The 26,528-nt window shown below is 49.1% G+C and carries 25 protein-coding genes and 1 pseudogene; 24 read left to right on the top strand and 2 right to left on the bottom strand.

The genetic code is table 11. The annotated features are described in order from the left end of the window. Nucleotides 1-44: 44 nt before the first annotated feature. The 3 genes from IDSA_RS06780 to IDSA_RS06770 are packed head-to-tail and all read left to right on the top strand — an operon-like array spanning nt 45 to nt 5,445. Nucleotides 45-3,110, top strand: coding sequence for an efflux RND transporter permease subunit (locus tag IDSA_RS06780; protein WP_051986148.1), 3,066 nt, complete (start codon nt 45-47; stop codon nt 3,108-3,110). Further along, entirely contained in the window at nt 3,103-4,185 is a 1,083-nt protein-coding gene (locus IDSA_RS06775) for an efflux RND transporter periplasmic adaptor subunit (RefSeq protein ID WP_051986147.1), read from the top strand. Before IDSA_RS06780 ends, IDSA_RS06775 begins: the two co-directional genes overlap by 8 nt. Before the next feature lie 24 nt (nt 4,186-4,209). Then, nucleotides 4,210-5,445: an amidohydrolase family protein gene (locus IDSA_RS06770; RefSeq protein WP_034775384.1), complete on the top strand. Its 1,236-nt coding sequence runs from the start codon at nt 4,210-4,212 to the stop codon at nt 5,443-5,445. A gap of 15 nt (nt 5,446-5,460) precedes the next feature. On the opposite strand, the gene IDSA_RS06765 is transcribed toward IDSA_RS06770, so the two are convergent. Together IDSA_RS06765 and IDSA_RS12290 are read right to left on the bottom strand one after the other, a co-directional pair. Beyond that, on the bottom strand, nt 5,461-6,924 hold the full coding sequence (locus IDSA_RS06765; RefSeq protein WP_034775383.1) for a tetratricopeptide repeat protein: 1,464 nt from the start codon (nt 6,922-6,924) through the stop codon (nt 5,461-5,463). 369 nt (nt 6,925-7,293) lie between these two features. Then, nucleotides 7,294-7,416 (bottom strand): annotated as a pseudogene (locus IDSA_RS12290) (IS3 family transposase); the annotation flags it as partial. Nucleotides 7,417-8,117: 701 nt separating this feature from the next. Here IDSA_RS12290 and IDSA_RS06760 point away from each other — a divergent pair. The 21 genes from IDSA_RS06760 to IDSA_RS06665 all read left to right on the top strand — a co-directional run bounded on the left by IDSA_RS06760 (nt 8,118) and on the right by IDSA_RS06665 (nt 26,402). Further along, nucleotides 8,118-8,666: a hypothetical protein gene (locus tag IDSA_RS06760; protein ID WP_126760556.1), complete on the top strand. Its 549-nt coding sequence runs from the start codon at nt 8,118-8,120 to the stop codon at nt 8,664-8,666. Between the two features lie 915 nt (nt 8,667-9,581). After that, nucleotides 9,582-9,980, top strand: a complete 399-nt coding sequence (locus tag IDSA_RS06755; RefSeq protein WP_034775382.1) for a hypothetical protein — start codon at nt 9,582-9,584, stop codon at nt 9,978-9,980. A gap of 228 nt (nt 9,981-10,208) precedes the next feature. Then, entirely contained in the window at nt 10,209-10,907 is a 699-nt protein-coding gene (locus tag IDSA_RS11850; RefSeq protein WP_051986145.1) for a beta-ketoacyl synthase chain length factor, read from the top strand. Next, nucleotides 10,894-11,733, top strand: coding sequence for a lysophospholipid acyltransferase family protein (locus tag IDSA_RS12010; protein WP_084694066.1), 840 nt, complete (start codon nt 10,894-10,896; stop codon nt 11,731-11,733). The genes IDSA_RS11850 and IDSA_RS12010 overlap by 14 nt, the downstream gene beginning before the upstream one ends. Beyond that, on the top strand, nt 11,678-11,947 hold the full coding sequence (locus IDSA_RS06745) for a phosphopantetheine-binding protein (protein ID WP_034775381.1): 270 nt from the start codon (nt 11,678-11,680) through the stop codon (nt 11,945-11,947). The genes IDSA_RS12010 and IDSA_RS06745 overlap by 56 nt, the downstream gene beginning before the upstream one ends. Before the next feature lie 8 nt (nt 11,948-11,955). Further along, entirely contained in the window at nt 11,956-12,204 is a 249-nt protein-coding gene (locus IDSA_RS06740) for an acyl carrier protein (RefSeq protein WP_034775380.1), read from the top strand. Nucleotides 12,205-12,393: 189 nt separating this feature from the next. Beyond that, on the top strand, nt 12,394-12,756 hold the full coding sequence (locus tag IDSA_RS06735; RefSeq protein WP_232221276.1) for a COG4648 family protein: 363 nt from the start codon (nt 12,394-12,396) through the stop codon (nt 12,754-12,756). Continuing rightward, the gene (locus IDSA_RS06730; protein ID WP_157980780.1) at nt 12,734-14,056 is read left to right on the top strand and encodes an AMP-binding protein; all 1,323 of its coding nucleotides are present in this window, start codon (nt 12,734-12,736) and stop codon (nt 14,054-14,056) included. The genes IDSA_RS06735 and IDSA_RS06730 overlap by 23 nt, the downstream gene beginning before the upstream one ends. Next, nucleotides 14,050-14,424, top strand: a complete 375-nt coding sequence (locus tag IDSA_RS06725) for an ApeI family dehydratase (protein ID WP_051986143.1) — start codon at nt 14,050-14,052, stop codon at nt 14,422-14,424. Before IDSA_RS06730 ends, IDSA_RS06725 begins: the two co-directional genes overlap by 7 nt. Further along, nucleotides 14,421-15,164: a glycosyltransferase family 2 protein gene (locus IDSA_RS06720; protein WP_034775378.1), complete on the top strand. Its 744-nt coding sequence runs from the start codon at nt 14,421-14,423 to the stop codon at nt 15,162-15,164. The genes IDSA_RS06725 and IDSA_RS06720 overlap by 4 nt, the downstream gene beginning before the upstream one ends. After that, a complete protein-coding gene (locus tag IDSA_RS06715) occupies nt 15,164-16,108 on the top strand; it encodes an LpxL/LpxP family acyltransferase (RefSeq protein WP_232221275.1) in 945 nt (314 codons plus the stop codon). The genes IDSA_RS06720 and IDSA_RS06715 overlap by 1 nt, the downstream gene beginning before the upstream one ends. A 3-nt stretch (nt 16,109-16,111) precedes the next feature. Beyond that, a complete protein-coding gene (locus IDSA_RS06710) occupies nt 16,112-17,653 on the top strand; it encodes an HAL/PAL/TAL family ammonia-lyase (RefSeq protein ID WP_034775376.1) in 1,542 nt (513 codons plus the stop codon). A gap of 1 nt (nt 17,654) precedes the next feature. After that, nucleotides 17,655-18,068 (top strand): acyl-CoA thioesterase, encoded by a 414-nt coding sequence (locus tag IDSA_RS06705; RefSeq protein ID WP_034775375.1) that lies wholly within the window; start codon nt 17,655-17,657, stop codon nt 18,066-18,068. Next, complete coding sequence (locus IDSA_RS06700) at nt 18,065-18,610, top strand: outer membrane lipoprotein carrier protein LolA (RefSeq protein ID WP_034775373.1); 546 nt, start codon at nt 18,065-18,067, stop codon at nt 18,608-18,610. The genes IDSA_RS06705 and IDSA_RS06700 overlap by 4 nt, the downstream gene beginning before the upstream one ends. Before the next feature lie 49 nt (nt 18,611-18,659). Beyond that, nucleotides 18,660-20,906 (top strand): MMPL family transporter, encoded by a 2,247-nt coding sequence (locus IDSA_RS06695; RefSeq protein ID WP_051986142.1) that lies wholly within the window; start codon nt 18,660-18,662, stop codon nt 20,904-20,906. 2 nt (nt 20,907-20,908) lie between these two features. Further along, on the top strand, nt 20,909-22,159 hold the full coding sequence (locus IDSA_RS06690) for an NAD(P)/FAD-dependent oxidoreductase (RefSeq protein WP_034775372.1): 1,251 nt from the start codon (nt 20,909-20,911) through the stop codon (nt 22,157-22,159). A 35-nt stretch (nt 22,160-22,194) separates the two neighbouring features. Next, nucleotides 22,195-22,746: a DUF3261 domain-containing protein gene (locus IDSA_RS12005; protein ID WP_157980779.1), complete on the top strand. Its 552-nt coding sequence runs from the start codon at nt 22,195-22,197 to the stop codon at nt 22,744-22,746. A gap of 3 nt (nt 22,747-22,749) precedes the next feature. Continuing rightward, entirely contained in the window at nt 22,750-23,994 is a 1,245-nt protein-coding gene (locus tag IDSA_RS06680; RefSeq protein WP_051986141.1) for a beta-ketoacyl-ACP synthase, read from the top strand. 2 nt (nt 23,995-23,996) lie between these two features. Further along, nucleotides 23,997-24,449: an ApeP family dehydratase gene (locus IDSA_RS06675; RefSeq protein ID WP_034775369.1), complete on the top strand. Its 453-nt coding sequence runs from the start codon at nt 23,997-23,999 to the stop codon at nt 24,447-24,449. Beyond that, nucleotides 24,442-25,170, top strand: coding sequence for a 3-oxoacyl-ACP reductase FabG (gene fabG / locus IDSA_RS06670; RefSeq protein WP_034775368.1), 729 nt, complete (start codon nt 24,442-24,444; stop codon nt 25,168-25,170). Before IDSA_RS06675 ends, fabG begins: the two co-directional genes overlap by 8 nt. Beyond that, nucleotides 25,170-26,402, top strand: coding sequence for a beta-ketoacyl-ACP synthase (locus IDSA_RS06665; protein WP_034775367.1), 1,233 nt, complete (start codon nt 25,170-25,172; stop codon nt 26,400-26,402). Before fabG ends, IDSA_RS06665 begins: the two co-directional genes overlap by 1 nt. The last annotated feature ends 126 nt before the right edge of the window (nt 26,403-26,528 follow it).

The following is a 26,528-nucleotide window of genomic DNA, read 5'->3' as shown; positions in this document are numbered from 1 at the left end:
GCTGTCACTGCCGCCCCTGAAGGGCTGCGATGGGAGGAAACACAATGAACCTGATTCGTTTAAGTCACCACAACCCGGCCGCCACTGTCGTGGCCTTTCTGATTATCGGGCTATTAGGATTCGCCGGCCTGATGAAGATGCCAGTGCAGTTAACACCGGATCTTAATCGGCCCGTCATTACTATTCTTAATTTCTGGCGCGCTGCCGCTCCTGCGGAACTTGAAGCCGAAATCGTCGAACCCCAGGAGTATGTGATTCGTGCCGTTTCCGGCGTCGAGGAGGTTCGCTCGTCGGTGCGGGCCGGTATGAGCATTACTATCGTCGAGTTTGGTATTGGCGAAAATATGCAGCAAGCCTTCATCAATGTGATTAATGCGCTTAACCAGGCGCCGCCACGGCCCCGCGAAGCCGGTGAGCCCATAGTTGAACTCGGTGGGTTGGAAGAGAGCGTGGCGACCTTGCTGATACGCAAGACGGATCCCATGGCCGATGCTGACTTCACGAAACATCAGCAGTTGATTCGGGATTACGTTGAGCCGGAGCTGCGCAAAATTCCCGGCATTGCCGCGGTGACTCTGAACAGCGAGCAGGAACAACAGCTCCATATCACTATAGACCCCTATCGTATGGCGGCACTGGGCATCAATCTGGACACCATTACCCGGGCGGTTCAGCGCTCAGCCAATATGTCCGGCGGCTTTGCTGAAGTGGGCCGGCGTGAATATACAGTGCGCTTTAACGGTCAGTACACCCCTGAAACTTACGGCGACATGATAGTGGCCTATAACGATGGGCGCCCGGTTTATCTGAAGGAAGTAGCCGATATCAGTATTGGTCATGATAAGGCCCGCAGTTTCGCTTACCGCAACGGCTCGCCGGCATATTTCATTACCCTGTCGCGGGCGAATGAGTCGAATACCGTGACTATCATGGAAGAGCTGAAGAAAATAATCGATCAGCTAAACACAACCGTTTTAGCTGAAAACGGTTTACAGATGGATCTTAGCTTCGATTCTTCCGAGCATATTAAACGGGCGATCGAACTGGTCAAAGGTAACCTGGGTATCGGTATTATTCTGGCTATGGCGCTGTTGTACTGGATGGTTCGCGGGTTGCGCGCCACCTTGCTCATTGGCCTCACAATTCCGGTAAGTCTGCTGGCGGCGCTATTTGTTCTTAATGCCCTGGATCGCAGCATCAACATCATCTCCCTGGCCGGGCTGGCCTTTGCGGTTGGCCTGGTGATGGATGCGGCTATCGTGGTGCAGGAAAACTTTTTGCGTTGGCGCCAGCAGGGCTTATCGGTCAAAGAAGCAGCTATCAAGGGCACCACTGAGGTTGCTCCCGCGCTGTTTGCCTCCACCGCGACCACAGTCGCCATCTTCGCGCCGGTGCTCTTTATGGTCGGTGTTGAGGGGCAGCTATTTTTTGACCTGGCAGTCAGTATGGCCGTTGCCGTGGTGATGTCCATGTTAAGTGCGCTCTTCTTGTTGCCGGTAATTGCCACCATTGTGTTGCGTCATGCGAGCTCAACGCCCGCGCCACAACCGTTATGGGAAAAGCTTGGGCGCGGGTACGAGAAAGTCAGCCTGGCGCCGCGGCGCGCGCTGTTCTGGGTTGTGCTGCTGGTACCCGGAGCCATGGTGCTTATTCTACTGTTGATGCCACGCACCGACTTCCTGCCGGAGGCAAAATGGGAAGGTATAATGTCTATCTTCGTGGTGCCACCCGGCGCCAATTACAACGTGCTTGAACGCGAAGTCGGCCAGACGCTCAAACGCCGCCTGCAACCTTACCTTGATGGCAGCAAGCAGCCACAGATTGGCAGCTATAACATCGCCATGAGTGCCGGTGGCAATATTCTCTTCGTTTACCCCGAAGATCCAAAAGACGCAGCGGCAGTGCTGAACCTGTTGCGCACAGAAATCCTCGTCGATTTACCCGATACCCAAGCCTTTGCCTTCCAGGCGAGCCTGCTAAATATGGGGCTGAGTGCTGGTCGCAGCGTGTACATGAACTTCAACGGCAATATGGATGATGCCTCGCGGTTAATTGTTGAGCGCACCATGGACCGGATCCGTGATGAGCTTCCGGGTGCCGTGATCCGGCCGCTGCCCGGGGTGCGCGATGCCCGCCCCGAGCTGACCATGACCCCTAACAACTACAGCCTGGCGCAGGCCGGCGTGGATCGCGGTCAAATTGGCAGCATGATCCGAGCGATAACGAATGGGCTTTACGCTGGCGAGTATTTCGACGGTCATGAGCGTATGGACATTATTGTGCGCTCGCCTCAATGGGCCAATCCCGAGCAACTGCAAGCCACTCCACTATTTACGCCAAAGGCCGGGGTACAGACCATGGGCCAGCTGACCCATCTGAGTCGGGCGACCGGACCGACGCAACTGCGCCGCATCAACGGCAAACGCACTTTAACCCTGGCGATTACCCCGCCAGATAATGTCAGTCTGGATGAAACCATTGAGATTCTTGACAGCGTGATGGCGGAAACGCGCCCACAGCTTGGTAGCGGGATGTCCATCGAACTGAGTGGCGGCTCCGATGACCTGCAAAAAGCGATTGATGTGATGAAAGACAATTTCATTTTTGCGGTGGCAATTCTGTTCCTGTTGTTGACTGCGCTATTCCGCTCAGCGACGGACAGCATTCTGGTGCTGCTGTCGATGCCGGTCGCCATCGCTGGTGGCGTGCTGGGGCTGCAGGCGCTGAATCTGGTGACCTTCCAGTCGCTGGATCTGCTGACCATGATCGGCTTTGTGATTCTGCTGGGGCTGGTGGTGAATAACGCGATCCTGCTAGTCGATCAGACCCGGCGCGGGCAACGCTCAGGCATGAACATTGAAGAGGCCATCCGTCACGCCATTCAGACCCGGGTACGCCCGGTTTATATGAGTTCGCTGACTTCAGTAGTCGGCATGCTGCCACTGGTGGTTATTCCGGGCGTCGGCAGCGAAATATACCGGGGGCTGGCAGTGGTAATCGTCGGCGGTATGACGCTGAGTACAGTATTTATGTTGGTTTATATGCCGGCCGCGCTGCGGCTCGCTGACTACCTGCGCATTCTACCGCAGAAGGAGAAAAGTTATGCTTAATCGTTATCTTACAATTGGTGTAGTGGCCATAATACTTTGTGCACAAACTGGCGCCGCGCGCGCTCAACAGGAACCTGTGGTATCCGTCGTCCCGGTGGAGCGCGATATACTCGCGCCCACGGTGATGGTGACCGGTCAGGTTATCAGCCGCAATGACAGTTCGGTTAGCGCCGGTATCAAGGGAAAACTTGAGTGGATTCTCGAGCCCGGTATTCAGGTAGAAGAGGGCGATATTATTGCCCGGCTTGATGCCCGCCCTTACCAGTTAACCGTGCGTCAACTGGATGCCAAATTACGGCGTAAGACTATCGAAATTGAAACCCTGCGCCGAAACCTGGAGCGCTTTGAAACGCTTCATAGCCAGAACGCAGTATCAGGTCGTGATCTTGACGATCTGCGAGCAGAACTGGCGCTGGCGGAGACAGATTATGAGTTGCTGCAAATCCAGCTTGAAGAAGCGCAGGATAATCTGGATCGGACTGCGGTGGTTGCGCCGTTCACGGGCATCGTGGTCGAGCGTTTCCATCAACGCGGTGAGGATGTAAATGCCAATCAGTCACTGGTCAAGCTGGTGGATCCAGAGCAACTGGAAATTCGTTTCCACGGGCCGCTACAATACAGCGCGTTTACCGCGCAGGCGGAAGTGCTCGAGGTCTATGACAATAGCGGCAGCTCCAGCATGACGCTGCGGTCACTGATTCCCATGAGCGATGCCAATTCGCAAACTTTTACCGGCCATTTAGTAATACCTGAGCAGTCCCGAGTAAACTTTCAGGTCGGTGAGTTCGTCAGTATAGCTGTGCCAGCCGCATTCCCGGACGAACGCTTCGTGGTGCCGCGCGATGCCATTGTGCTGACGGAAAATGGCGCACAGCTGTTCGTACTCGACGCCGACAATAAAGCGTCATCGATACGCGTACATATTGATGGCGGGCAGGGCGATTATGTCAACGTGAAAGGCAACTTGAACAACGGGCAACGGGTTATCGTTCGTGGCGCTGACACGCTTCGCAACGGGCAGACGGTGCGCGTACTGTCGGCAGCTGAATTCCCGCTGGCAACCCTTATCCGTTAGATGCAGTCAGAGGAAAAACCAATAATGAAGGTGCTCATCATTTTGTTATCGCTAGGGATTTTGGTGGCCCAGGCCGCCGAACCCGTCCATTACAAAAACGGTTACTGGTACCAGAACGGAACATTCAGACCCATGGACTGGTACGTCAAAGATGGAATACTTGTGGAATCTGTGCAGGAACCGGTAGCTGAAGTTGTGGACCTGGCAGGTGGGTATGTGATCCCGCCTTATGCTGAGGCGCACAATCACAACCTGCAAAGCCCATGGCTAGCGGAGAACTTTGCGCCTGCATATCACCAAAAAGGGATCTTCTATGGCGCTATGTTGTGCGGCAATCACGGTACCGCTGGAAAAACCCGGCAAACATTAGAGGATTCTGCGTTGGTCGATGTGGTGCTGGCGGGTGCTTGTATCTCCAGCTCCGATGGTCATCCGCTGCGAATGGCGATAAATTCGCGTCGCACAGATGGTTATGAGCCGAATCCAGAAGACCTCTATGACCGCAGTTATATTGTGATCGACAGTCCGGACGAGATAGAGCAAAAATGGGAGTTAATTAAATCAGGTAGCGACGATCTGGTAAAGATTATGCTGGTCCATCATGAGCTCAATGAGCGCCGCAATAATCCGGAATTTTTTGGCGTAAATGGCTTAACTCCAGAAACGGTAAAAGCGCTGGTACCCTTTTTGCAGGAGCGAGGTCGCCGGGTTGCTGCGCACACCGAATCGGCGGCTGATTTTGCCCTGGCTGTAGCTGCCGGAGTGGACTGGATTGCCCATTTACCTGGTTATACCTGGTGGGAGGGGCGCACCGCAGCCGATTATCGTCTTAGCGATCAGGCAATTGCGTTGGCGGCGAAAAAAAATATCGCGGTGATTCCAACTGCTGGAGTGGTGGCTTTGATGGGTAGTCAGCCACCCGAGCGTCAACAAGCCATTGCTGCATTGCAGCGTGACAACTTGCAGCGGCTTCGCAACGCTGGAGTAACCCTGTTGACCGGATCCGACCGCTTTGACGCGGACGTTCTGAGCGAAGTCGATTATCTGGTAAAGCTGGATATGTTCACCCGGCTGGAACTACTGGATATGCTGGTGCGCATTACACCGCAGGCCTTATTCCCCAAACGTCATATTGGAAGACTCACCACTGGCTACGAGGCCAGTTTTCTGGTGCTTGAGGGAAATCCATTGGTGGACTTTAAACACTTAAAAAATATCCGGTCGCGGGTCAAGAAGGGTATTCGCACCGTGGTCCCCTAATTCATTAGCATTGTTTTAATGCGGTATTTTAGCCAGCAACGCCTGGAAGCCGGGGTGGTTGCGAATGGGGTCGTAGTGGGGGTCAACATGGGTAAACAGGACCATTGCCTGGCGCTCGGCAACCCCTTGTTCCAGCCAGTGCACCGCTTCTTCAGTGCGACCTGCCACCACGGCATAGCGCGCCCATGAAATTGGTGGCACATACTGGCCAAGATTGAGTTCTGTCTTTTCATCAAGTAACTGGCTGTAGAGGGCTTTGATGCCGCCACGCTGAAAAGTATTTTGATAGCCGGCTACAGTTTCCGGCGCCAGATCCTGCTGTCGGGCAATAATCAAAAAGTGCTCCATGGCCAGATCGTCATCGCCCATAATTACGCCAAGGCGCTGCAATGAGTAATTATGAGTATCTGAAGCTATTTCCGAGTTGATCAGGCGCTGCGTTTCAGCCACAGCCCGCTCCGGTTCACCGCGCATCATATAAATCAGGGCAAGGTTGAGGTACCGGTAGTAGTCAGGTTGACGGCGGCGTAATTCCTGTAGCAGAGCCTCGGCATCGTCAAAGCGGCCTCGCGCGATCAAAAACTCAGTGTAGCCCAGGTATAGTGATGCGTTGTCAGGCATGGCTTCGAGCGCGCGGGCGTAGTAACGCTCGGCTTCGTCGAGTTCCCAGCGGGTACTGAATAAGGTTTTCGCCTTCAGTATCAGTGCCCGGCCGTGGGTTGGTTCGCGCTCCAGAATATAGTCGGCAATAGAAAGGATTTCGTCATCGTGCTGTGACAGTACCCGGTATCCTGAAGCAACCCCGATATTATATTTGGCTTCGGCAATGCCGAGGTGGGCATCAATCGTGTCCGGATATTCTTTCAGAATGTCGCGATAGATTGCGATGGCCTGTAGGTAGTCATCTTCTTTGGTGCCAGACCCTGGGCCAGGTTCGGGTGACGTCAGCAAGGTACTCGCTTTGAGTAATTGCCCCCTGGCGTCAGGGCTTAACAATTCATTTGGGTTCACAGCAAAAAGGCCGGCGTCGCGGCCGTAGGTAAACCAACCCGTTAAACCGAAAACCACGATGACGATGGCCAGCATTGTCGCCCGCAGGTATTCCTGTTCCAGCCAACCTTTTTTACGCTGGGTAATGACGGGATGTTCCTCTTTACAGTCTACTTTTTCCACTTGCGGCAGCCACTGATAGCCAACGCCGGGGATGGTTTTGATGTAGTGCGGATCACTGCGGTTGTCGCCAAGAATCTTGCGGAGTTTACTTACCGCCACCGACAGGCTGTCCTCATTCACTACGCGACCCGCCCAGACTTCCTGCAATAAGGTTTCTTTGGTAAGTGGCTGTTGCGGGTGTCGGCAAAAATAGTCTAGCAGGGTGGCAATACGATATTCGAGGACACGATCGCCGTCGGGCCGGCAAAGCTGGCTCTGAACCGGATTAAATAAATAATCATTAAATTGGTAGCTACAGTCCGTCACTGTGGTTCTGATAGGTTGCGATTAACACTAAAATACTAACGGCTGCGGAGGCGATTGTAAAATTAGCGGGCGATTAAAGAATGTGTAAAGAGCTTACTTTGTTAGGTCTAATAAATAAGTTAATGTGCTGGGGGCACCGTATTATGACTATAGTTGGCCTTGCCTGCTATTCACTCTCCTAAAGCCACCAACATCGGGCCCGCTGCTCCCCTAGGTCAGGTTTTTGACGGGATCTGTTATCTCCAAAGGGCTAACGACCGTTTCCGGACCTCAAAAGTATAGTCTGTGTTTCTAATCAGGTGGGGATGAGTTGACTATGTAGGCTTTTCTTTTCTTATGTCTTTTTCCATAGCCACTTCACGGGTACGTTTTTCGAGTTGCCCTAATCCTGAGCTGATCGGCCGTGATCGGTGTCGCTTTGGGGCTCTCCCCACCGAGCTCCAGCCGAAGCTGGCGAACCCATTTATTCATAGTCGAAATACCGACATTCATCGTTTCAGCAGCTTCGAGCCGGAATTCAGTACTGAAATTGCACTTTGGTCTTCTTTTAATGTTGTCACCTAATTGTCTCTTGGCGCATGATAGTACCTCTAATTAGGTGGCTAAATTAACTATGCCACTACAGTTACACCTCGCAAAACGGGATAGCTAATGCAGTTCCGGTGAAGCGCCGGGCTTGTTTCCGTGGAAGAAATTACGACTTGTTGACTAGCAGGTATTCGTTTCGTTCAGTCGTCTTTTTACAAAAATTTCATTGAGCCTAGAAGAATGCTTCGCTTGAGAAAGCTTTTCTGCGATATTCGTGGATTAAATGTGAGCAGCAAAATAAGCAGTAACGCATACGACAAACCTAACGCTGTTTATTTCCGTTAGTTGAGTATATAGAAATAGATGCATCGGCGAAGCGCATGCAAAAAAATTACAAGACTGATGCCCTTGGCATGGTTAGCCGCGCCGATTTTTGACTAAAAGCCCATTTCGACTGCTGTAAAGGCGATAATTGTAATTACCCCGTCATAAACAGTTCAGTTCATTCTGTGAATGGTTCTAAAAATTGGCGTGAGGCCATCAAGGGGGCAAATTTAAACTGCCGTTGACAATGAGACTTATATACCTTATTGATAACGCTATTATATTATTTTTCGGTGCTGAAAATCACTTCATTCAAAATCTAACTATTAAAGGGATTTAAATTGAACTTAAAAAAATGGATGTGCGCTGTATCATCAGTGCTTTTAATGACAGGCTGTTCAGTTTCCGTTGACCGTTACCACGTGACAGCCGATAACCAGGCGAAGATTAAGCAGTTGGACCAGAAGTTCCAAGTAGAAGAGTTCACTGCTACTACAACCGATTATAAGGTCATGTGCCGGTTAGCTAATAACGTAGCTTTGACTGATCGGCACTCATTTGAAAGTTACATACAGGAAGCGCTAGTTGAAGAGCTGAAAATGGCTGAAGCGTATACAGAAAATGGTGGAATCATTATAAAAGGGCATTTGAACGATACTGCTGTTAGTTCTGGTGTCACTGATGCGCATTGGACACTAGATATGACTATCAGTAACAGTGAAGGTGAGAGCTTTGATGTACGTCACAAGCGTGAATATGATGCGAGTTTTGCAGGTGGTATTGCCTGTTCCCGCGATATGCCCAGTTCGCTCGCTCCTACAGTGCAAGAGCTTATTGGTAAAATATTAAGTCACCCTGAGTTTGATCGGTTGTTTTTATCTGCTGATTAGCTCTGTCAAAGCAGGTATATGACGAGAAAAGCGACGGTTACTAAAATAGCCATCGCTTTTTTAGTGTGAGTCAGGGGATTAACACTGCTCGGCGCACCATTCAACTAGCCCTGCAAGCTCTTCAAACCAATCATTCCAAAGCATAAGCGCTTCTAACTTCTCACCTCGGTAGTCGTGCAATCATGTTTCGTCGATATATTGTTGAGAGAGTGGTGTTGAAGCCGATCTAAAACCTCTTTTCAGCTGATCTTGCGCTTTGTCATTAAAGTTTTGCCTGTGGTTCGAATATCAGGAGAGGCTATGGCTTCAGTTATTTCTGCTCTATTGCAATAGCGAGAAAAGGATTGAGCAACTGAATCAGTACGACCGGATTTATTTGCATGCCTTGAGCTTTGGAAAAGATAGGGGCCCCTCCCCTCCTCTGGCAGGATAGTTGATACTACTTGAAATTTAATCATTTGGGGTGTCAAGATTGTGATTGTGCCACGCTATTCAGAATTACGTAAGCAGACTATCCTAAGTAAAATGATGCCACCGGTGACATGACGGTAGCAGAGGTATTTCGGGTGAAAGGCTTTAGGCTCCAAACTTTGTATAATTGGCGAAATAAAGCCAAATTGCAGAGTCGTCCAGTTGAATTGTTATTAGTTCACGCATGCAAGTTTACCGGGGCTATTTTCGCTTCCCTATAAATATCAGCATTTTGGTTGGCAATTTATTGGGTCAATTTTTTTTCACGAATTCATCGCATTATCGCCAATTTTTTAATCGCTATTAAATGCCTTTAACATTTAACAGATATTTTGCAGAAATATGCACCACCAAGGAAATTCTGTTGCGACGAATCAGCCGGACAAGTATATTGTGCCCGTTTAGCATTCCCATCCATAAGATTAAAATATAAGGATATAAAGAATGAAACTTACCCTAAAAGCTTTTTCGTTTGTCCTGTTGACGGTAGTATTCTTAGCGGGCTGTCGCAGTACAGCGCCTATCATGCAGGTCAAAGACACGGTTGTCAGTAATTCGCTGAACAAAGAAGACGTACGTACGGCAATCATCGAAGCTGCTTCCAAGCGTGGGTGGGTGATCTCAGAACCGTCGGAGGACGAGCTACATGCGACCCTAAATATTCGCACTCATCAAGCGATTGTACGCATTCCCTATTCAGCTGACAGCTATTCAATCATTTATGTAGATTCTAGTAATTTAGATAAAAAAAATAACCGTATTCACCCAAGTTACAATAGCTGGGTCACTAATCTGAATAACGATATTAATGCTTTATTACAGATCGAGAGACTATCGAGATAAGCGATCTGCCGGCGCGCGCAGTAATTATACTGTGCGCCTACCTGCTGTATCCGGAATCCCGCCAAAACAAGGTAAGTCTCTCTGAGATTGACCGGTTATCAGGGCGTTACAGAAATGGCTGATAAAAACATCCAAATTAATTGTTAGATTTTTGAAAAGATGCGGCATCTTGTGTATTATCGAGCCTACATTTCGTCAGCGTCTTCTCCACAGCAGAATTTTTAAATCATGAATATTTTCGTTGCTGCCAGCGCAGTTTTACTGGGCCCGGCCGAAGCAGTCTCTGCACAAACACTTGCAATTATTCCGGCAGCTACGCGCCGTCGTTTGAGCGGCTATGCAAAAATGATAATGGCTGTGATTTTTGAAGTGCTAGACCAGTATCCTTCCAGCCGCGGCGTACCGGTCGTTCTTGCGAGTCGTCATGGTGATTTGCACCGAACTATCGACTTGTTAAAACAGTTAGTTGCCAATGAACCTCTTTCTCCGACACAATTCTGCTTATCGGTCAATAATGCTGTTTTAGGTCAGCTGAGCGTGATTACCAACAATCAGCAGGGGATGACAACTATTAGCGCAGGGGAAGATTCTTTTGCTGCGGCTTGGTTAGAGGGTTATTTACAGCTACAAGACAATCCCGCGGTACTTGTCGTATATGCGGACGAGCATCCACCGGAACCTTATAGCCTGCAGTGCGACAGTCCTGCCCAAGGAATCGCTTTCGCAGCATTGCTCACGCTCGAAAATAATATAAACTTTCGCTCGGTCACCCTGCAGCGTAAATCGAAACACGGAGCTGCTGCCCACAGTGAAAGAAGTAATACCATTTTGGTTGCGAGAGCTCTGCATGAAGCGCTGCAGGGCAGTTCCACTCATGTCCGGATGAAGACAGAATTGAACGACTGGAGTTGGCATGTTCAGTCGTAGCCCTCAATTTATAGAACGTACCTGGCGTAGGTTAATGACTGGCTTTTGTTTTGCAGTTTTTGGTTTGGGCGGTATCGTCTTGTCTGTTACCGCATTGCCGTTACTTCGGTTACGAGCTAAAGGGGATGAAGACTTGCGCCAACGGCTCGCTCGCCAACTCGTAAAGAAAAGCTTTGTTGTTTTTATTAAACTTATGCGTTTTAGCGGGGTGTTCAATTTTGATTTTAAGGCTCTTGAGGAAACCAAAAATATTCGGGGAAAGATAGTTATCGCCAATCACCCCAGCCTCATCGATGTGGTAGCGTTAATTTCCTTGGTGCCCAACGCAGACTGCGTGGTAAAAGCACATTTGTGGCGCAATCCCTTTATGCGGGGCGTGATCAGATCAACTGGATATATTAGTAACGGTGACCCAGAGGGCCTAATTGCAGACTGTAAACGGTCGTTAGATCAAGGTAATAACTTAGTCATTTTTCCTGAGGGTACACGAACTGCTCCAGGTAACTCCGTTCGCTTTCGGCGTGGAGCTGCGAATTTGGCACTACGTACTCAAAAGAATCTGATCACATTTAGGATTCTTTGTGACCCTCCAACGCTGTTAAAAAATGAGCCTTGGTATTGCGCGCCTATTCGAAAACCCACGCTGGCAATTCAGTACTTGCGAGAGTTTGATATTACGCAATATCAAACAGCCAACAACAAAGTGAGTATAGCGGCACGTCGGCTGACTCGCGATTTGCAAACTTACTACGACAAGGTACTAGAAATTAATGAACAGCCTGAACCAGGAAATCAAAGCACTCATTATCGAGTCGCTAGATCTTGAAGATGTGAGCGCCAGCGATATTGATGATAGCGCCCCACTGTTTAGTGAATATGACAATGGGCTGGGCCTTGATTCAATTGATGCTCTTGAATTCGGACTAGCCGTTAAGAAAAAGTTTGGCGTTAAACTGGACGCCAATGCTGCCGAAACTAAAGCACATTTTTATAGCGTCAATAGTCTAGCTGACTTTATATTAGCCAACGAGGATAGGTAAGAAAAGCAATGCAAACCAAAGATGAAATATACGCGCAACTTAAACAAATTCTCTCCGAAGACTTTGAGATAGATGCAAAAAACATCAGCTTCGACGCGAATCTATACGAAGAGCTTGATCTCGATAGCATTGATGCAGTAGACCTCGTTGTTAAGCTACGTGAGATCACGGGCAAAAAGATCAGCCCGGATGCGTTTAAAACGGTGCGCACTGTCGGTGATATCGTAGACGAAGTTTATAAACTATTTCATGGCTAATTAGTGCCTAACCTTCTGCGTCTTGCCACCACTGGTCTGCTCATTGCGTACCCTCTAATAGTATGGGCGTTCGTGCAACATGGTTACATCTATTCGCTGTTTTTCGTGTTAGCTACTGCTCTAATATTACAGGTACTGAGTTTCGGCCTAGGAAACCCTCGTAGTTACATCGCACTTTCAGCACTAGCTATGATTGGACTGATGGCTTGGTTATTTGACCCTTTAGTCAGCGTTATGTATTACCCCGTATGGATGAGCGCTATTATGCTCTTTATTTTTGTTGGAACCCTGATAAGGCCACCGGCCATTATTACCCGTTTGGCTCGCTTGATGGATGGCGAACTGTCTCCTGCAGCAATTCGCTATACCGAACGGGTAACGCTTGTGTGGGCAGTCTTTTTTGCGTTCAACGGCGCGATTGCCTGGTGGACGGTTCAATCAGGAAACATGGCGCTGTGGACAATTTATAACGGTATCATCTCGTATGTCTTGATGGGTATATTAATGGCTCTTGAATGGAGTATCCGCCGTGTGGTTAAGCACCGACACTAACAATTGGCGAATTAACCTGCCGCGGGGGCCCAACTGGGAGAGTTTTGCGCATCAAATTGCTTCGGCCCGTGCGTATCTTACTGCGCACCAGGCGCAACGATGGTTACTTCACCAACCGCAACGAAACGACTTTTGTGTTTGGCTAATTGCTTTGCTATGCGAAAGTAAAACTCCGATTTTACCTAGTAATGGGCAGCCTGACACGCTCAAAAACCTGCGTGCATGCGCAGATGCTGTTGTTCCCTCGGGGCCACCTGATCCTTATAGTGCTTGGGGAGGGTCGCTTGAATTGCGCGGAGCGCTGACCTCGCAAGTCGTGTTTTATACCTCCGGCTCCAATGGTGAGCCTAAAGCCGTGCACAAAACATTGCGGCAGTTATTCTGTGAAGTGCAGACATTAGAAGCTACATTCGGGAAGCAACTCGGCACCAGTGAAGTCGTCACCACCATAACTCATCAACATATTTATGGTCTGCTGTTTACTGTCCTTTGGCCGCTTTGTGCAGGACGCAATGTTGCCAGAACTCGGATCGAATACCCCGAACAATGGCAGCGGTATCACCGGACTGCAGAGCGCTCTTATGTGATGGTCAGCAGCCCTGCGCACCTCGAGCATTTTAGTCAGGCGATATGCGTATGCGAATTTCCTGGAGCCTTGCAGGGAGTCTTTTCGTCAGGTGGGCCGTTGCCATCCGAGATTTCAGAAGCCTTTATTACTGCACAAATTCAGCCGCCTATTGAGGTCTATGGCAGTACGGAAACAGGCGGCATAGCATGGCGTCAAAGCTATACATTTAACCAGCCGTTTCATGTGTTTGAAACCATCGAGATAGCTAGTGGGAAGGATCAGTTGCTGCGGGTTCGTTCCCCTCATCTAGCCGGACCAGAATGGTACACCACGAGTGACAAAGTAAGCTTACTTAGCAAGGCCGAGTTTGTAATACTCGGGCGCGCTGATCGCGTTATAAAGCTTGCGGAAAAGCGTCTGTCACTTAACGAAATGGAAGCATTGGCCGAACAATTGCACTGGGTAAAGCAAGCGAAGTGCTGCGTGCTTGAAGGGCAAACACGCGCCGAACTCGGTTTGGTTATCACGTTAAACGACGCGGGGGAGGCCATGTTGTACCGCGAGGGACGCTTTGGGATCCGGCAGATGTTGCGGCATCATCTTAGCCATCGTTTTGAACCAGTGGTATTACCGCGCAGGTTTCGCTATGTTGAGAGGATGCCGTACAACGATACAGGAAAAATAACACAGGCGGCACTAAGTCGCTTGTTTGTGGAAAATCCAGAATGTTGAACCCTATATATCCGAAGTTCGAGAAAGTTAATATCGGGGTGACCGAGGATAACCATCCCTTACTTACCTTTTCATTCACTTTAGCCCCAGACACCATCTATCTACAAGGGCATTTCCCCGGAGCCCCAATTCTACCCGGTGTCACGCAATTGGACTGGGCCATCCAGCTGGCGGCTGATCATTGGGGCACCGATCGCTCGGTTCAAACGGTCGAAGTTTTGAAGTTTAATGACATGATCCTGCCCGAAGCTCTTATCACCTTAACTCTTCAACTGAAAAGAGAAAACTGTGTAGTGTTCCGTTATAGCGGGCGCGATGCTTCATTTTCATCCGGACGGCTGATTTATTCAGATGGTAAGACAGTATGATACAATGCTGTTTTGTAATCCCAATTTATAACCATCACGAGACGATTCGCGCAACCGTCGAACAATTACTGCGTTTCGATATGCCCATTCTTATTATCGATGATGGTTCCGACATAAGTACAAAATACGCACTGACCGGTCTAGTGAATGATTATCCGCTTAGCGTTAGACTTTTCAACCTTCCGAAGAATTTAGGTAAAGGTGCAGCGGTCATGTTTGGGTTTCATCAAGCTGTCACCGCTGGTCTGACCCACGCGTTGCAAATTGATGCCGATGGCCAACACAATCATGACGATATACCGACTTTTCTTGCCGCCGCTAATAACAGCCCGCTGGCGCTAATCAGCGGCTGGCCGCAATATGATGAATCCATGCCCTTATCACGTAAAATTGGTCGTCAGATCACCCACTTTTGGGTACATGTCGAAACGCTTTCGTTCAAGGTTAAAGACACTATGTGTGGATTTCGGGTTTACCCTCTTGAGGCGACGCTTGCAACTATGGAAACAAAAACAATTGGTAGGCGAATGGACTTTGATATCGAACTCATGGTGCGTATGTATTGGCGTCAAACGCCAATTATTTTTATAAAAACACCGGTCATCTATCCTAAAGGAGGCCGCTCCCATTTCAGGCCACTGGAAGACAACTGGCGTATTACTAAGATGCATACGCGTTTGTTTTTCGGAATGTTGCTACGATCCCCCGCGCTGATCGCCCGTAAATTAAAGCGGAATTGATGATGCAACATTGGGCTAAAACTCAGGAACGCGGCAATTACTGGGGCATTATATTTGTCCTTCGCGCCTACAAGTATGGTGGTCGCTGGATTATGCGTTTCATGCTGATGCCAATCATTTTCTATTTCTTTTTGACGAGCAAAAAGGCTCGACGAGCCTCAAAAAACTATTTAACTCGTCTGCATATATTTAGTGGTGACGCCTCGCCCTTTACAAGCGCACCGACCTCGCTGAACAGCCTGCGCCATTTTTGGCAGTTCGGCTTGTCAGTGGTAGAAAAAACTGATGCCTGGATTGGTAAAGTAAACAAACGCGGAATAAAAAACTGTGGGAGCATACATTTTACCGACTTAGAAAACAGTTCCCGCGGCGGTATACTTATTGGGAGTCATTTGGGCAATATCGAGGTGGCTCGAGCGGTGGCTAATCAAACTTATAAAAAACGCATGAACATCTTGGTTTTTACACAACATGCTCAGTCATTTAACCGCGCCTTGCAGGAGCTTAACGGCAACGTAGCAATCGACCTGATCCAAGTTACTGAAATTGACATGGCTTTGACAATCATGCTGCGTGAACGCGTTGATCAAGGTGAATTGGTAGTTATTGTCGGTGACCGCGTTTCTGTGACGCGACCAGAACAAAGTGTTCGTCACCACTTTTTGGGAATGCCCGCCGATTTTGCTATCGGTCCTTGGGTTTTAGCCAGCATTCTCGAGTGCCCGGTATACTTCTTTTTTTTCTTGCGCAGCCCCCACCAGGCTAATTATCACTTGTACCTCGATTTAGCCACTGAGCAGCTACGACTGCCTCGCCGTAATCGTCACCAGCTATTACAGCGGGTTCTAGGCCAATACGTGGCGCAGCTCGAATACCTGTGTCGGCTCTATCCGTATCAATGGTTTAATTTTTATAACTTCTGGCAACAGCATAAGGATAGCTAGTCAATGTCTACTCGGACCATTCCAGTTGGTGGGAAACGCCTTACCATCGAAGACATCATCGCGCTTACTCAGCCCGAATGCCGGGCACGGCTGAGCGATGATCCCGCCATGCGCGCCCGCATTGATGCGGGGATACGGTTTTTAGATGCTCTGCTCGAAGAGGATGGTGTTATTTATGGCGTCACTACGGGCTATGGAGATAGCTGCACCGTCACTGTTCCCGCTCACCTCGTTTACGAACTGCCTGTTCATTTGACACGCTTTCATGGTTGCGGACTCGGCGAGCACTTTGATCAACCAACCTCGAGAGCTATTCTGGCGACAAGATTATGCTCCCTCGCACAAGGTTATTCTGGGGTAAGCTGGGAACTGCTGGAACGCTTGACCTTAATGTTGAATGAATCAATCTTACCCGTTATTCCGCAAGAAGGTAGCGTTGGCGCCAGCGGCGATTTAACGCCTCTGTCATATGTGGCAGGCGCATTGATTGGCGAACGCGATGTCTGGTTTAAAGGTAGCCAAATTAATAGTAGTGAAGCCTTTCAACAGTTGGGTCTCTCCCCCTTAAAGCTACGGCCGAAAGAAGGCCTGGCAATTATGAATGGGACGGCTGTAATGACCGCATTGGCCTGCCAAGCTTGGCATCGTGCCGAATATCTGACTAGGCTGTCAGCACGTATTACGTCTCTTGCAAGCATTGCACTTGATGGTAATAGCAACCATTTTGATGAGTTGCTTTTCGCTGTTAAACCGCATCGGGGGCAGCAACAAATTGCGCGCTGGATTCAGCATGACATTAATCATGTAGAACACCCGCGAAACTCCGATCGGCTGCAGGACCGTTACTCCATTCGCTGTGCCCCGCATGTTACTGGTGTGTTGCGCGATGCACTACCATGGTTCCGTGAAACCATTGAAAATGAACTTAATAGTGCGAATGACAATCCGATTATTGACGGTATAGGCGAACACGTATTGCACGGGGGGCATTTCTACGGCGGCCACATAGCCATGGCTATGGACTCCATGAAAACCGCCGTTGCAAATCTTGCTGATTTGCACGATCGACAGATGGCGTTATTGATGGATACAAAAATGAATAATGGACTACCAGCCAATTTGTCCGCGGCTAGCCCGGAGCGGCGGGCCATTAATCACGGATTTAAGGCCGTCCAAATAGGCTGCTCGGCATGGACTGCTGAGGCCTTAAAATTGACCATGCCTGCCAGTGTTTTTTCACGTTCCACTGAGTGCCATAACCAAGACAAAGTGAGCATGGGAACCATTGCCGCACGAGACTGTTTGCGTGTACTGGAGTTAACCGAGCAGGTTATTGTCGCCACACTGTTAGCGGCTTACCAAGGTGTCCAGCTACGGCGTCAACAAGCCGACGAGCTGCGCAAGCCAGCTGCTGCTGTCGAGAGCATGTTAAGTGATATCGCCAAAGAATTTGAGTTGTTGACTGAAGATCGCCCGCTTGAACTCGAGCTGCGTTCATGGCTTAGGAAGATCCGGCAACAGCCCTGGGCTTTATACGAGGATTAATATGCATCAAGCTAAGCTGAATATAAATGTACCTTTTTTTGACGTCGATGCTATGCATGTAGTCTGGCACGGGCATTATGTAAAATATATTGAGATGACACGCAGCGAGTTGTTGCGCTTATTCGATTACGATTATCCGACAATGCGCGCCAACGGTCATATATGGCCAATTGTCGATTTGCGCTTAAAGTATGTGGCCTCGGCGATTTACGGTCAGGAAATTGAAGTAACCGCAACCCTGGTGGAGTGGGAGCACCGTTTACGGATTGACTATATTATTCGCTGTTGCGTAACCCGCAAGGTGCTCACGAAAGCCACTAGTATTCAGGTTGCAGTTGATATTAAAACACAAGAGATGTTATTCGAGTCACCGGATATTCTGTTAAAAAAACTGGGTGTGGAGCGTTGCACATGAAATTAGCATTTTTGGCTGCGTTTACACTGATTTCGGGAAGCGTGGCAGAACCACTGCCCGCAGAAAAACCATCCTTGTCTGAATTTATCAAAGAACAGCAGCTAACATTACCCGCTCTGTTCCGCTTTGAGCAGACGCGGACTATCCAGGGCCTACCTCGCCCGCTAATAAGCAAGGGAACGCTGAACATTAGTGAGGACAACATTGAATGGCGAACAACACATCCCGTACAGCAGCTTTTAGTAGTGTCAGCAGAAGGTATCGTGGATAAACACAGCGATACTAACTTCCGCGGTAGTGAAATTATCGCAAGGTTGCTTATGGCTGTCTTAAGCGGTGATGTGAAGAAAATTGAGCGAAACTTTTATTATGCCATTCGCCAACCTTGTATTGAGCTTAAGCCGCGTAACGAATCGGTTGCTCGCTTTATTCAAAGTATTGAAAGCTGTGGCTCACCGAAATTGGATACCATCAGGCTAAAAGAGCCTGCCGGAAATAGCAGCGTCATTCAGCTCTACTATAGTGATGAGGCCAGTTCATAATATGCGTAGCCGTGGGCTGAGGTGGGCTCTGATACCCGGTATTCTAATCATGATGCTCTTCATGTATGGCAACCAAAAAGCTAGTTGGCAGAGCAGCTTGCTAGGCACTTTACCTGACGACACCAACCCTTACCATCAGGCATATCAAGATAGTCAGCAACCCAACGAACAGCAGCTATTGCTTTGGTTCAAAATATCTGACCAGAAAGCTGACGAACTGCAACAGCACCTACTTGGTGAGATGCTACCCAAGCTAGCAAATGGCTCGCCGGCTATTAGCCCAAACCGACAACTTTCTCTTGAACCGCTTCTTGCATTCTATCGCCAGAATTCTGGACGCTATGCTACTAACAGTGACCTTAACCGTCTTCAGACACACCCCGCAGAGATTGTTGAAGCGGCACAACGTCGCTTGCAGCAGCCGTCACCAATTTTGACTGATATCGTCCGTGACCCCTTGTTGCTTAGCCAAAATTTTATAGAACAGTTGCCGGATCTGTTGCCTGGATTCCATTACGAAGCGCCGCTACATTTGCGCAACAATGACCAGCGCCGGGAATTCATACTGGTCCTTTCAAGCGGCGCAGATATGCTGAGTCAGTCACAATCTCAGGAGGTGGTTGAACGGATAGAAGAAGAATTAAAGGCGGTTGCCGATGCGTTTCCTGAAGTCCAAATAGCGCGCAGCGGTTTAGTATTTCATGCCAGTGCCGCAGCAACGCAAGCAAAATACGAAATGGCGCTGTTCGGCGGCCTGTCCATCTTTTTTGTAGTACTCATGCTTATATGGGTATTTCGCTCCATCCAGCAATTACTGTTTACATTCGCTACACTTTGCGCTTCCAGCTTTGTCGGCTTAACAGCGTTACTGATTACTTTCGATGAACCGCACGTTCTGACATTAGTTTTCGCAACTACGCTTGTAGGTCTGTGCATCGATTATGTATTTCATGCCAGCATCGCTTCAAGCCACGGACCGAAAAGTTGGCGTAATATCCTTCCAGCCCTCTGGTTGGGCGGCCTTACAACTATTTTTGGTTATATACTGCTAATACTGTTACCACTCCCTTTGCTGCAGCAACTCGGCGTATTTATGGCGAGCGCATTATTAACCGTACTAGTACTTGTCGTGGTTATGATCCCGCGAATGAGTAAATTAAAACCTCCAGCGCCCGTATGGAAGAAGATCCATGATTGTGTTGAGCAAGGCTATCGCCGTTTGCAACACCCACTTTCCCCGTTTGTTCTTGTAGCGATTGCCTTTTCAGCCGCCGGCTTAACGCTGTACCACTATGAGAGTAATGACTCCGTCCGACAACTCGCCAGCTCTCCCCCCGAGTTGCTTGCACAAGAACAACACCTGCGTCAGGTTACCGGGGTATATTTTGACGCTGATGTTTTACTGATTACGGCACCCGATCAAGTACAGCTGTTGGCCCGCTATGCCGAAATTGCCGGGCTGCTACCTGAATGGCGACAGCAGGGCCTGCTTAACCGCTGGCAAAGCCTATTTGACTATGTTCAACCCGCAAGCCAGCAACAACGTGCACTTCAAGCACAGCGCCAACTTTGGAACGAGCCTGCTGGTCAAGCTTATCTGGACTGGCTGGGCCTCGATACAGTGCCACAGGCAGGACCACTTCCTGCCCCTGAAACGCACCCACTGTTTGGCATGTTCGTATACGCCTTGCCGGTGCAGGTCCAGCCAGACGGCTACCTAGGGGTAATTCGCCTGGCGGGTGTTCAGCAGTATGAAATGTGGGAGCGAGAACTTACCAAGCATCCGCATGTTGAACTTTTCAATCCGTTGCAGGAGGCATCAACTGCTCTTGGTAAATACCGCGGTAAACTTGAAGAATGGCTCTTGGTCCTACTCATGATTTCGTGGTTAGTACTCATCCTACGCCTGCGTCCGCAATGCAGCTGGTTTCAGCGCGCGCTGCTGAGTACGCAAGTGATTGCTGTTGTGGTAACAGCGCTAAGCCTAACGTTATTTATTGCCATGCAGACACAGGCGCTTAATGTGTTTCACTGGGTGGGCGCGATTCTGGTTCTCGTTTTGGGGCTGGACTACGGAATCTTTTGCGCGAGCAAAGCAGAACGGGGCCATGTTTTGCAGGGCATTAGTTTGTCGGCGCTAACTACTGCAACCGCATTTGGCGCACTGAGTTTCAGCTCTACTCCGGCGATCGCAGCTTTTGGCCACGTGGTATTATGGGGGGTATTGTTCAGTGCGCTACTCGCACCATGTATTTCTCAGCCAGAAATTCATCGAATTAATAATGTGGGTGCGTAAAAATGGAATTTAAGTTGTCTGACTACGACGTTATCATCATTGGAGCTGGCCCCGCCGGTGCGACTGCCGCTGCTATGTTAGCCCAAGCGGGGAAATCGGTGATTGTACTTGAGCGCCAACATTTCCCGCGCTTCTCTATCGGAGAAAGTTTACTACCTCAATGTATGATTTACCTTGAAGAGGCCGGTCTACTTAACGCAGTTAATACTGAAGCCCTCGCTTTAGGGTTCCAGTTAAAGAATGGTGCAGTATTTCATCATAAAGGAGAGCATGTTTTTTTCGATTTTGAAAAAAAATCCTCACTTGGCCCCGGCACTACTTATCAGGTAAAACGCGAGTTATTCGACAGTCTGCTTGCTAATGGAGCGGCGGATTACGGTGCGGAAATTCACCACGGCTATACTGTGAAGGCGGTTGATTTTTCAGATCCAGATTTTGTTGCTGTAGAGGCTGAGCATGACAGCGATGGAAGTACGCACCTTATCCGGGGGAGCTACTTGCTTGATGCCAGCGGTTTTGGCCGTGTTTTGCCTCGCTTACTTAAGCTTGAATATCCATCGGACTTCCCGGTTCGTCAGGCCGCCTTCTGTCATGTTAAGACTGACTTAAGTGGCGGAGCTTTCGATCGTAATAAAATTTTAATTACCGTTCACCCAACAAAGCCGGAGATCTGGTTCTGGCTGATCCCATTCGCAGACGGTACCGCAAGTATCGGCGTCGTAGGTGGTGTCGAGTATTTTGCCCATAACCGGGATGCAAAAGATGCTTTGTGGCAACGGATTAATGAAGAAACTCATTTGCTCGAAGTGCTTGGTGATTACCGGGTCATTCGACCTGAGCAAATGATTACTGGCTATTCAGCCAATGTGCGCACTCTTTACGGAGACCGTTTTGCGCTACTTGGCAACGCCGGAGAATTTCTCGATCCTGTATTTTCATCGGGGGTAACAATTGCTTTGAAGTCTTCATCTCTGGCAGTGCCATTAGTGCTGCGCGAGTTGAATGGTGAATTTGTAGACTGGGAAAAAGATTACAGCGTAGCGCTTCGAAAAGGAATATCAACCTTTCATAGCTTCGTGAAAGGTTGGTACGATACCCGTTTTCAAAAGGTTATTTTCTATAAACAGCAACAGACGGAAGTGAAAGCCATGATCTGTTCCATCTTAGCTGGTTATGCTTGGGATACAGACAATCCTTACGTTCGAGAGAGCAAACGGCGCTTGAATGTTCTCGCTGAGTTATGTAGCAGCTGATGAGAGTTCGAGTCGCAATACTTATAACAAGTCTCATGCTGATCCAAGGCTGCCAACTCGCGCCAGATAATCTGTCGGCTCACGTAGCGCTGACTAAAGATGTGCAGCTACAGCTGCTTAAGCATTGGCCCCACACACCAGTTCAGCAATTGCACCAAGTGACATGGTCGCACCCGGCATATATGCCGCGAACTATGTTGGTCACTAGCGCACTAGATGTCAGTCGCGTTCTTCTGATTGGCTTGTCGCCGCTTGGTCAGGAGTTGTGGCGGGTAAAAATGACTCCTGGCAGCCCGCTGCAAACGAGCGGTTTGGAACCTTTTAACCAGCCCCAGCTGGCAAAAGCTGTGGTGGCGGATATGCAGCTTCATCAGTGGCCGGTCCCTAGTCTGCAGCAGCAACTTAAAGGTGGGTATATTAACCAAATAAGCAATAAAAGAACGGTGATAAATGCGAAAGGTGACGTCATCTGGCTGTCCACCGTGGATGTGGGAGGGGTAGTTATTGAAAACATTGCGGGAGGCTACACATTGCGGGTGGTATTGCTTGAAGAACTTAAATTAGAACAAGCGGAACAGGATCATTGATTTATGGTGTTATCCAAACTCGGTATCATTTGCGCACTTGGAAATGGCCCGGAGCAGGTCTGGCAATCGGCGATAGAGGGCTCGCGCAGAGGGATGCGCAAGTGCTTGTTAACGGTTCATGGTGGTCAGCTGCAAATCGCCGGCCAGGTCGATGACACGGTTTTAACCCCCTTATCAAAATTTCCGGATAATATGGCAACTCGCAACAATCAACTTGTTGCTGCAGCGTTCGAGCAAATTGCCACACAGGTTGACCAACTTAAGCAACGTTTTGGTTCGGATCGTATTGGCGTAATTATCGGTTCTAGCACTTCAGGTATTCGCGAGGGCGAAGCCGCATTGGCTCAATATCAGCAGAACCAGATGCTTCCCGAATCGTTTCACTATTCTATGCAAGAGATGTATGCACCCGCGGCGTTTATTGCTCAACTTGCAGGTGTCGATGGCCCCAGTTACAGTATTTCAACGGCTTGCTCCTCAAGCGCACGTGCATTGATGAGTGCGCGTGCTATGCTCCGATCCGAGCTTGTTGATGCGGTTATCGTTGGAGGCGTCGACTCCCTATGCCGGTTGACATTAAATGGTTTCTCGGCGTTGGAGTCGGTTGCTTCAAAATATTGCCATCCCTTTAGCCGTAACCGGGATGGTATTAATATCGGTGAAGGTGCCGCGCTTTTTATCGCCACCAGAGAGCCCATTGATCTTACGCAACCACAGGTCATACTTAGCGGTGCCGGTCACAGCTCTGACGCATACCATATGACCGCTCCGGAACCCGAGGGCCGCGGTGCAGTCATGGCCATACAGACGGCCTTGGCCGACGCCGGCATTGAGGCTGCCCAGCTAGACTACATTAACTTGCACGGTACGGGTACGCCGCTAAACGACTCCATGGAGAGCAATGCCATTAATGCTATTGGCGCAGACCAAGTTACTGCTAGTTCAACGAAGGCCGTTACCGGCCATACCCTTGGAGCTGCCGGCGCTATTGAAGCAGCAATATGCTGGCTTACCTTGCGCGCCAATTCCGGAGCACGCCCGCTCCATGTTTGGGACGGCCAGCTAGACCCTGGCATTACACCGATTAACCTTTACCACACAGCTACAGAAGAACTAACTCCAGTGCATCACTGTTTAAGCAATTCTTTCGCATTTGGTGGTAATAATGTTGCCTTGGTGTTTAGTAAACAAACTTCTCTTCGGAACTTAGTCAACGCAGAAGCATATACAACTGCGGAGTGCATCTGAGTATGAAGCCACTAAACGACTATATTAAGCACCAGCCTCCGATGCGGTTCATCGACTCTTTAGTCGAAGCGAATAACGCGAAAGCTCATTGCCAAGTCATAATCACAACTGACCATTTATATTTTCGAGACTATCTAGACGGCTTGCCTGCCCACGTTGGTATCGAACTTATGGCTCAAACTATCGCAGCGGCTGCGGGGTATCGTCACCACGAAGTCGGTGAGCCAATAAAAATTGGTTTTTTGTTAGGCTCCCGCAAATATACATGTGCGGTGCCGGTATTTAAAAATAATCAATGTTACGATATATATGCCGAAGAAATACATGCCGAACCAACGGGCCTCAGCGTGTTTAACTGCCGTATTGAGCATCAAAATAAAGTGATAGCTGAAGCACGTTTAAACGTGTTCCAGCCGCCTGACGAAGACGCTTTTATTAAGGAAAACTATGAGTAAACGAGTTTTTGTCACCGGCTCTAGCAAAGGCATTGGCCGCGCTATAGCCCTGCAGTTAGCGAAAGATGGCTTTGATATTACCGTACATTGCCGGAGTAATAAGATCGCCGCTCAGGCAGTGGTTGATGAAATTAAATCTCTGGGGCGGCAGAGCTCGCTATTAGCTTTTGATGTAGCTGATCGTGCCGCTGCATCAGAAGCTATCCTTGCAGACATCGAGACTCATGGCGCCTACTATGGTGCGGTCTGTAACGCAGGCATTACCCGGGATGCCGCGTTCCCCGCACTGACCGAAGAAGACTGGGACTCAGTAATCGATACCAACCTGGGCGGCTTCTACAACATTTTACAGCCGCTGATTATGCCTATGATCCAATCGCGAAAAGGTGGTCGGATCGTTACTATTACGTCAGCATCGGGCATTGCGGGCAATAGAGGGCAAGTAAACTATAGCGCCTCAAAAGCTGGGCTGATAGGCGCTACAAAGGCACTTGCTTTGGAACTCGCGAAGCGGAAAATCACCGTAAATTGTGTGGCACCAGGATTCATCGAAACAGATATGACGGAGAAGATGGTACACCAAGAGCAGATTATTTCGATGATTCCTATGCAGCGTCCTGGTAAGCCTGAAGAAGTTGCCGGTTTGGTTGGATACCTTTTCCAAGATTCCGCAGCGTATATTACGCGACAAGTATTCTCGGTTAACGGTGGGTTAATATAATGAAACGAGTGGTCGTGACGGGCTTTGGTTGTTTAACTGCTTTCGGTAATACTTGGACTGACTTTAAAAGCAATGTGGACGCGGGTAAGAACGCCGTAACCACAATGCCGGATTGGGATCGCTTTGAAGGGTTGAATACGCGCCTGGCTGCGCCTCTCCAGCCTCCATTTAATCGACCCGAGCACTATTCACGTAAAGATGTTCGTTCCATGAGTGCGGTTAGCGTAATGTCTACGCGCGCCACCGAAATTGCCTTACTCGACGCTAATTTGCTTAACGATCCAATGCTTCGTGATGGCCGGTGTGGGATTGCATATGGCTCGTCAACCGGCAGTACCGATGAAATGATAGTGTTAGGTAATATGCTCGCTCATAGTGATATGTCTGGTGTGAATGCCACCACTTACATTAAAAGTATGGGGCACACCACAGCAGTAAATGTCGGCGTTTTTTTTGGACTTAAAGGTCGTATGCATACGACCAGCTCAGCATGCACCTCTTCGTCGCAAGCACTCGGATACGCCTATGAGGCAATAAAATACGGCAAGCAAAAAATAATGGTAGCCGGTGGAGCCGAAGCGCTATGCCCGTCAGAAGCGGTAGTTTTTGACACTTTATATGCAACTAGCACAAAAAATGAAAGCCCCTCGGCTACCCCCCGCCCTTTTGATCGTGACCGTGATGGTCTTGTCATTGGTGAGGGTGCCGGCACTTTTATTTTAGAGGAGCTTGAACACGCTCAGGCACGAGGAGCGAAAATTCATGCAGAATTGGTTGGTTTTGGCACCAACACGGATGGGGTGCACGTAACACAGCCGACTGCAGCAACTATGGAAGTGGCAATGCGATTAGCTCTTGAAGATGCGCACTTATCTGCCGACGCTATAGGCTACGTAAATGCTCACGGCACCGCGACGGATCGTGGTGACATCGCAGAAAGCCAAGCGACATCGGCGGTATTTGGCAAGCTTATGCCTATCAGCTCACTAAAAAGCTATTTAGGTCATACGCTGGGTGCTTGCGGTGCCATTGAAGCTTGGGCGAGCATACACATGATGAATGACAATTGGTTTGCACCAACGGTGAATCTCGACAACGTCGATCCGGAGTGCGGCGCATTAGACTATATCCAGTTTGAGCCACGTGAACTTGAAGCTGACTATGTCATGTCAAATAATTTCGCTTTCGGGGGCATCAATACGTCACTTATATTTAAACGTTGGAATAAATAAATAAATGAAATGTCCCTTCACAAGTGATGCTGAGAGCTTTAGCTATAGAAAGTCAGGTTTTCAAGCAAGCTTTAATCTTAGGCCGTGCACCCCCACGAAAAATCGGCGCAGTTATAAGTAGAAGAT

Source organism: Pseudidiomarina salinarum, from assembly GCF_000753715.1.
Classification (GTDB): Bacteria; Pseudomonadota; Gammaproteobacteria; order Enterobacterales; family Alteromonadaceae; genus Pseudidiomarina; species Pseudidiomarina salinarum.
Note: the sequence above shows the minus strand (reverse complement) of the source record. Positions and strands in the feature narration are given on the sequence as shown.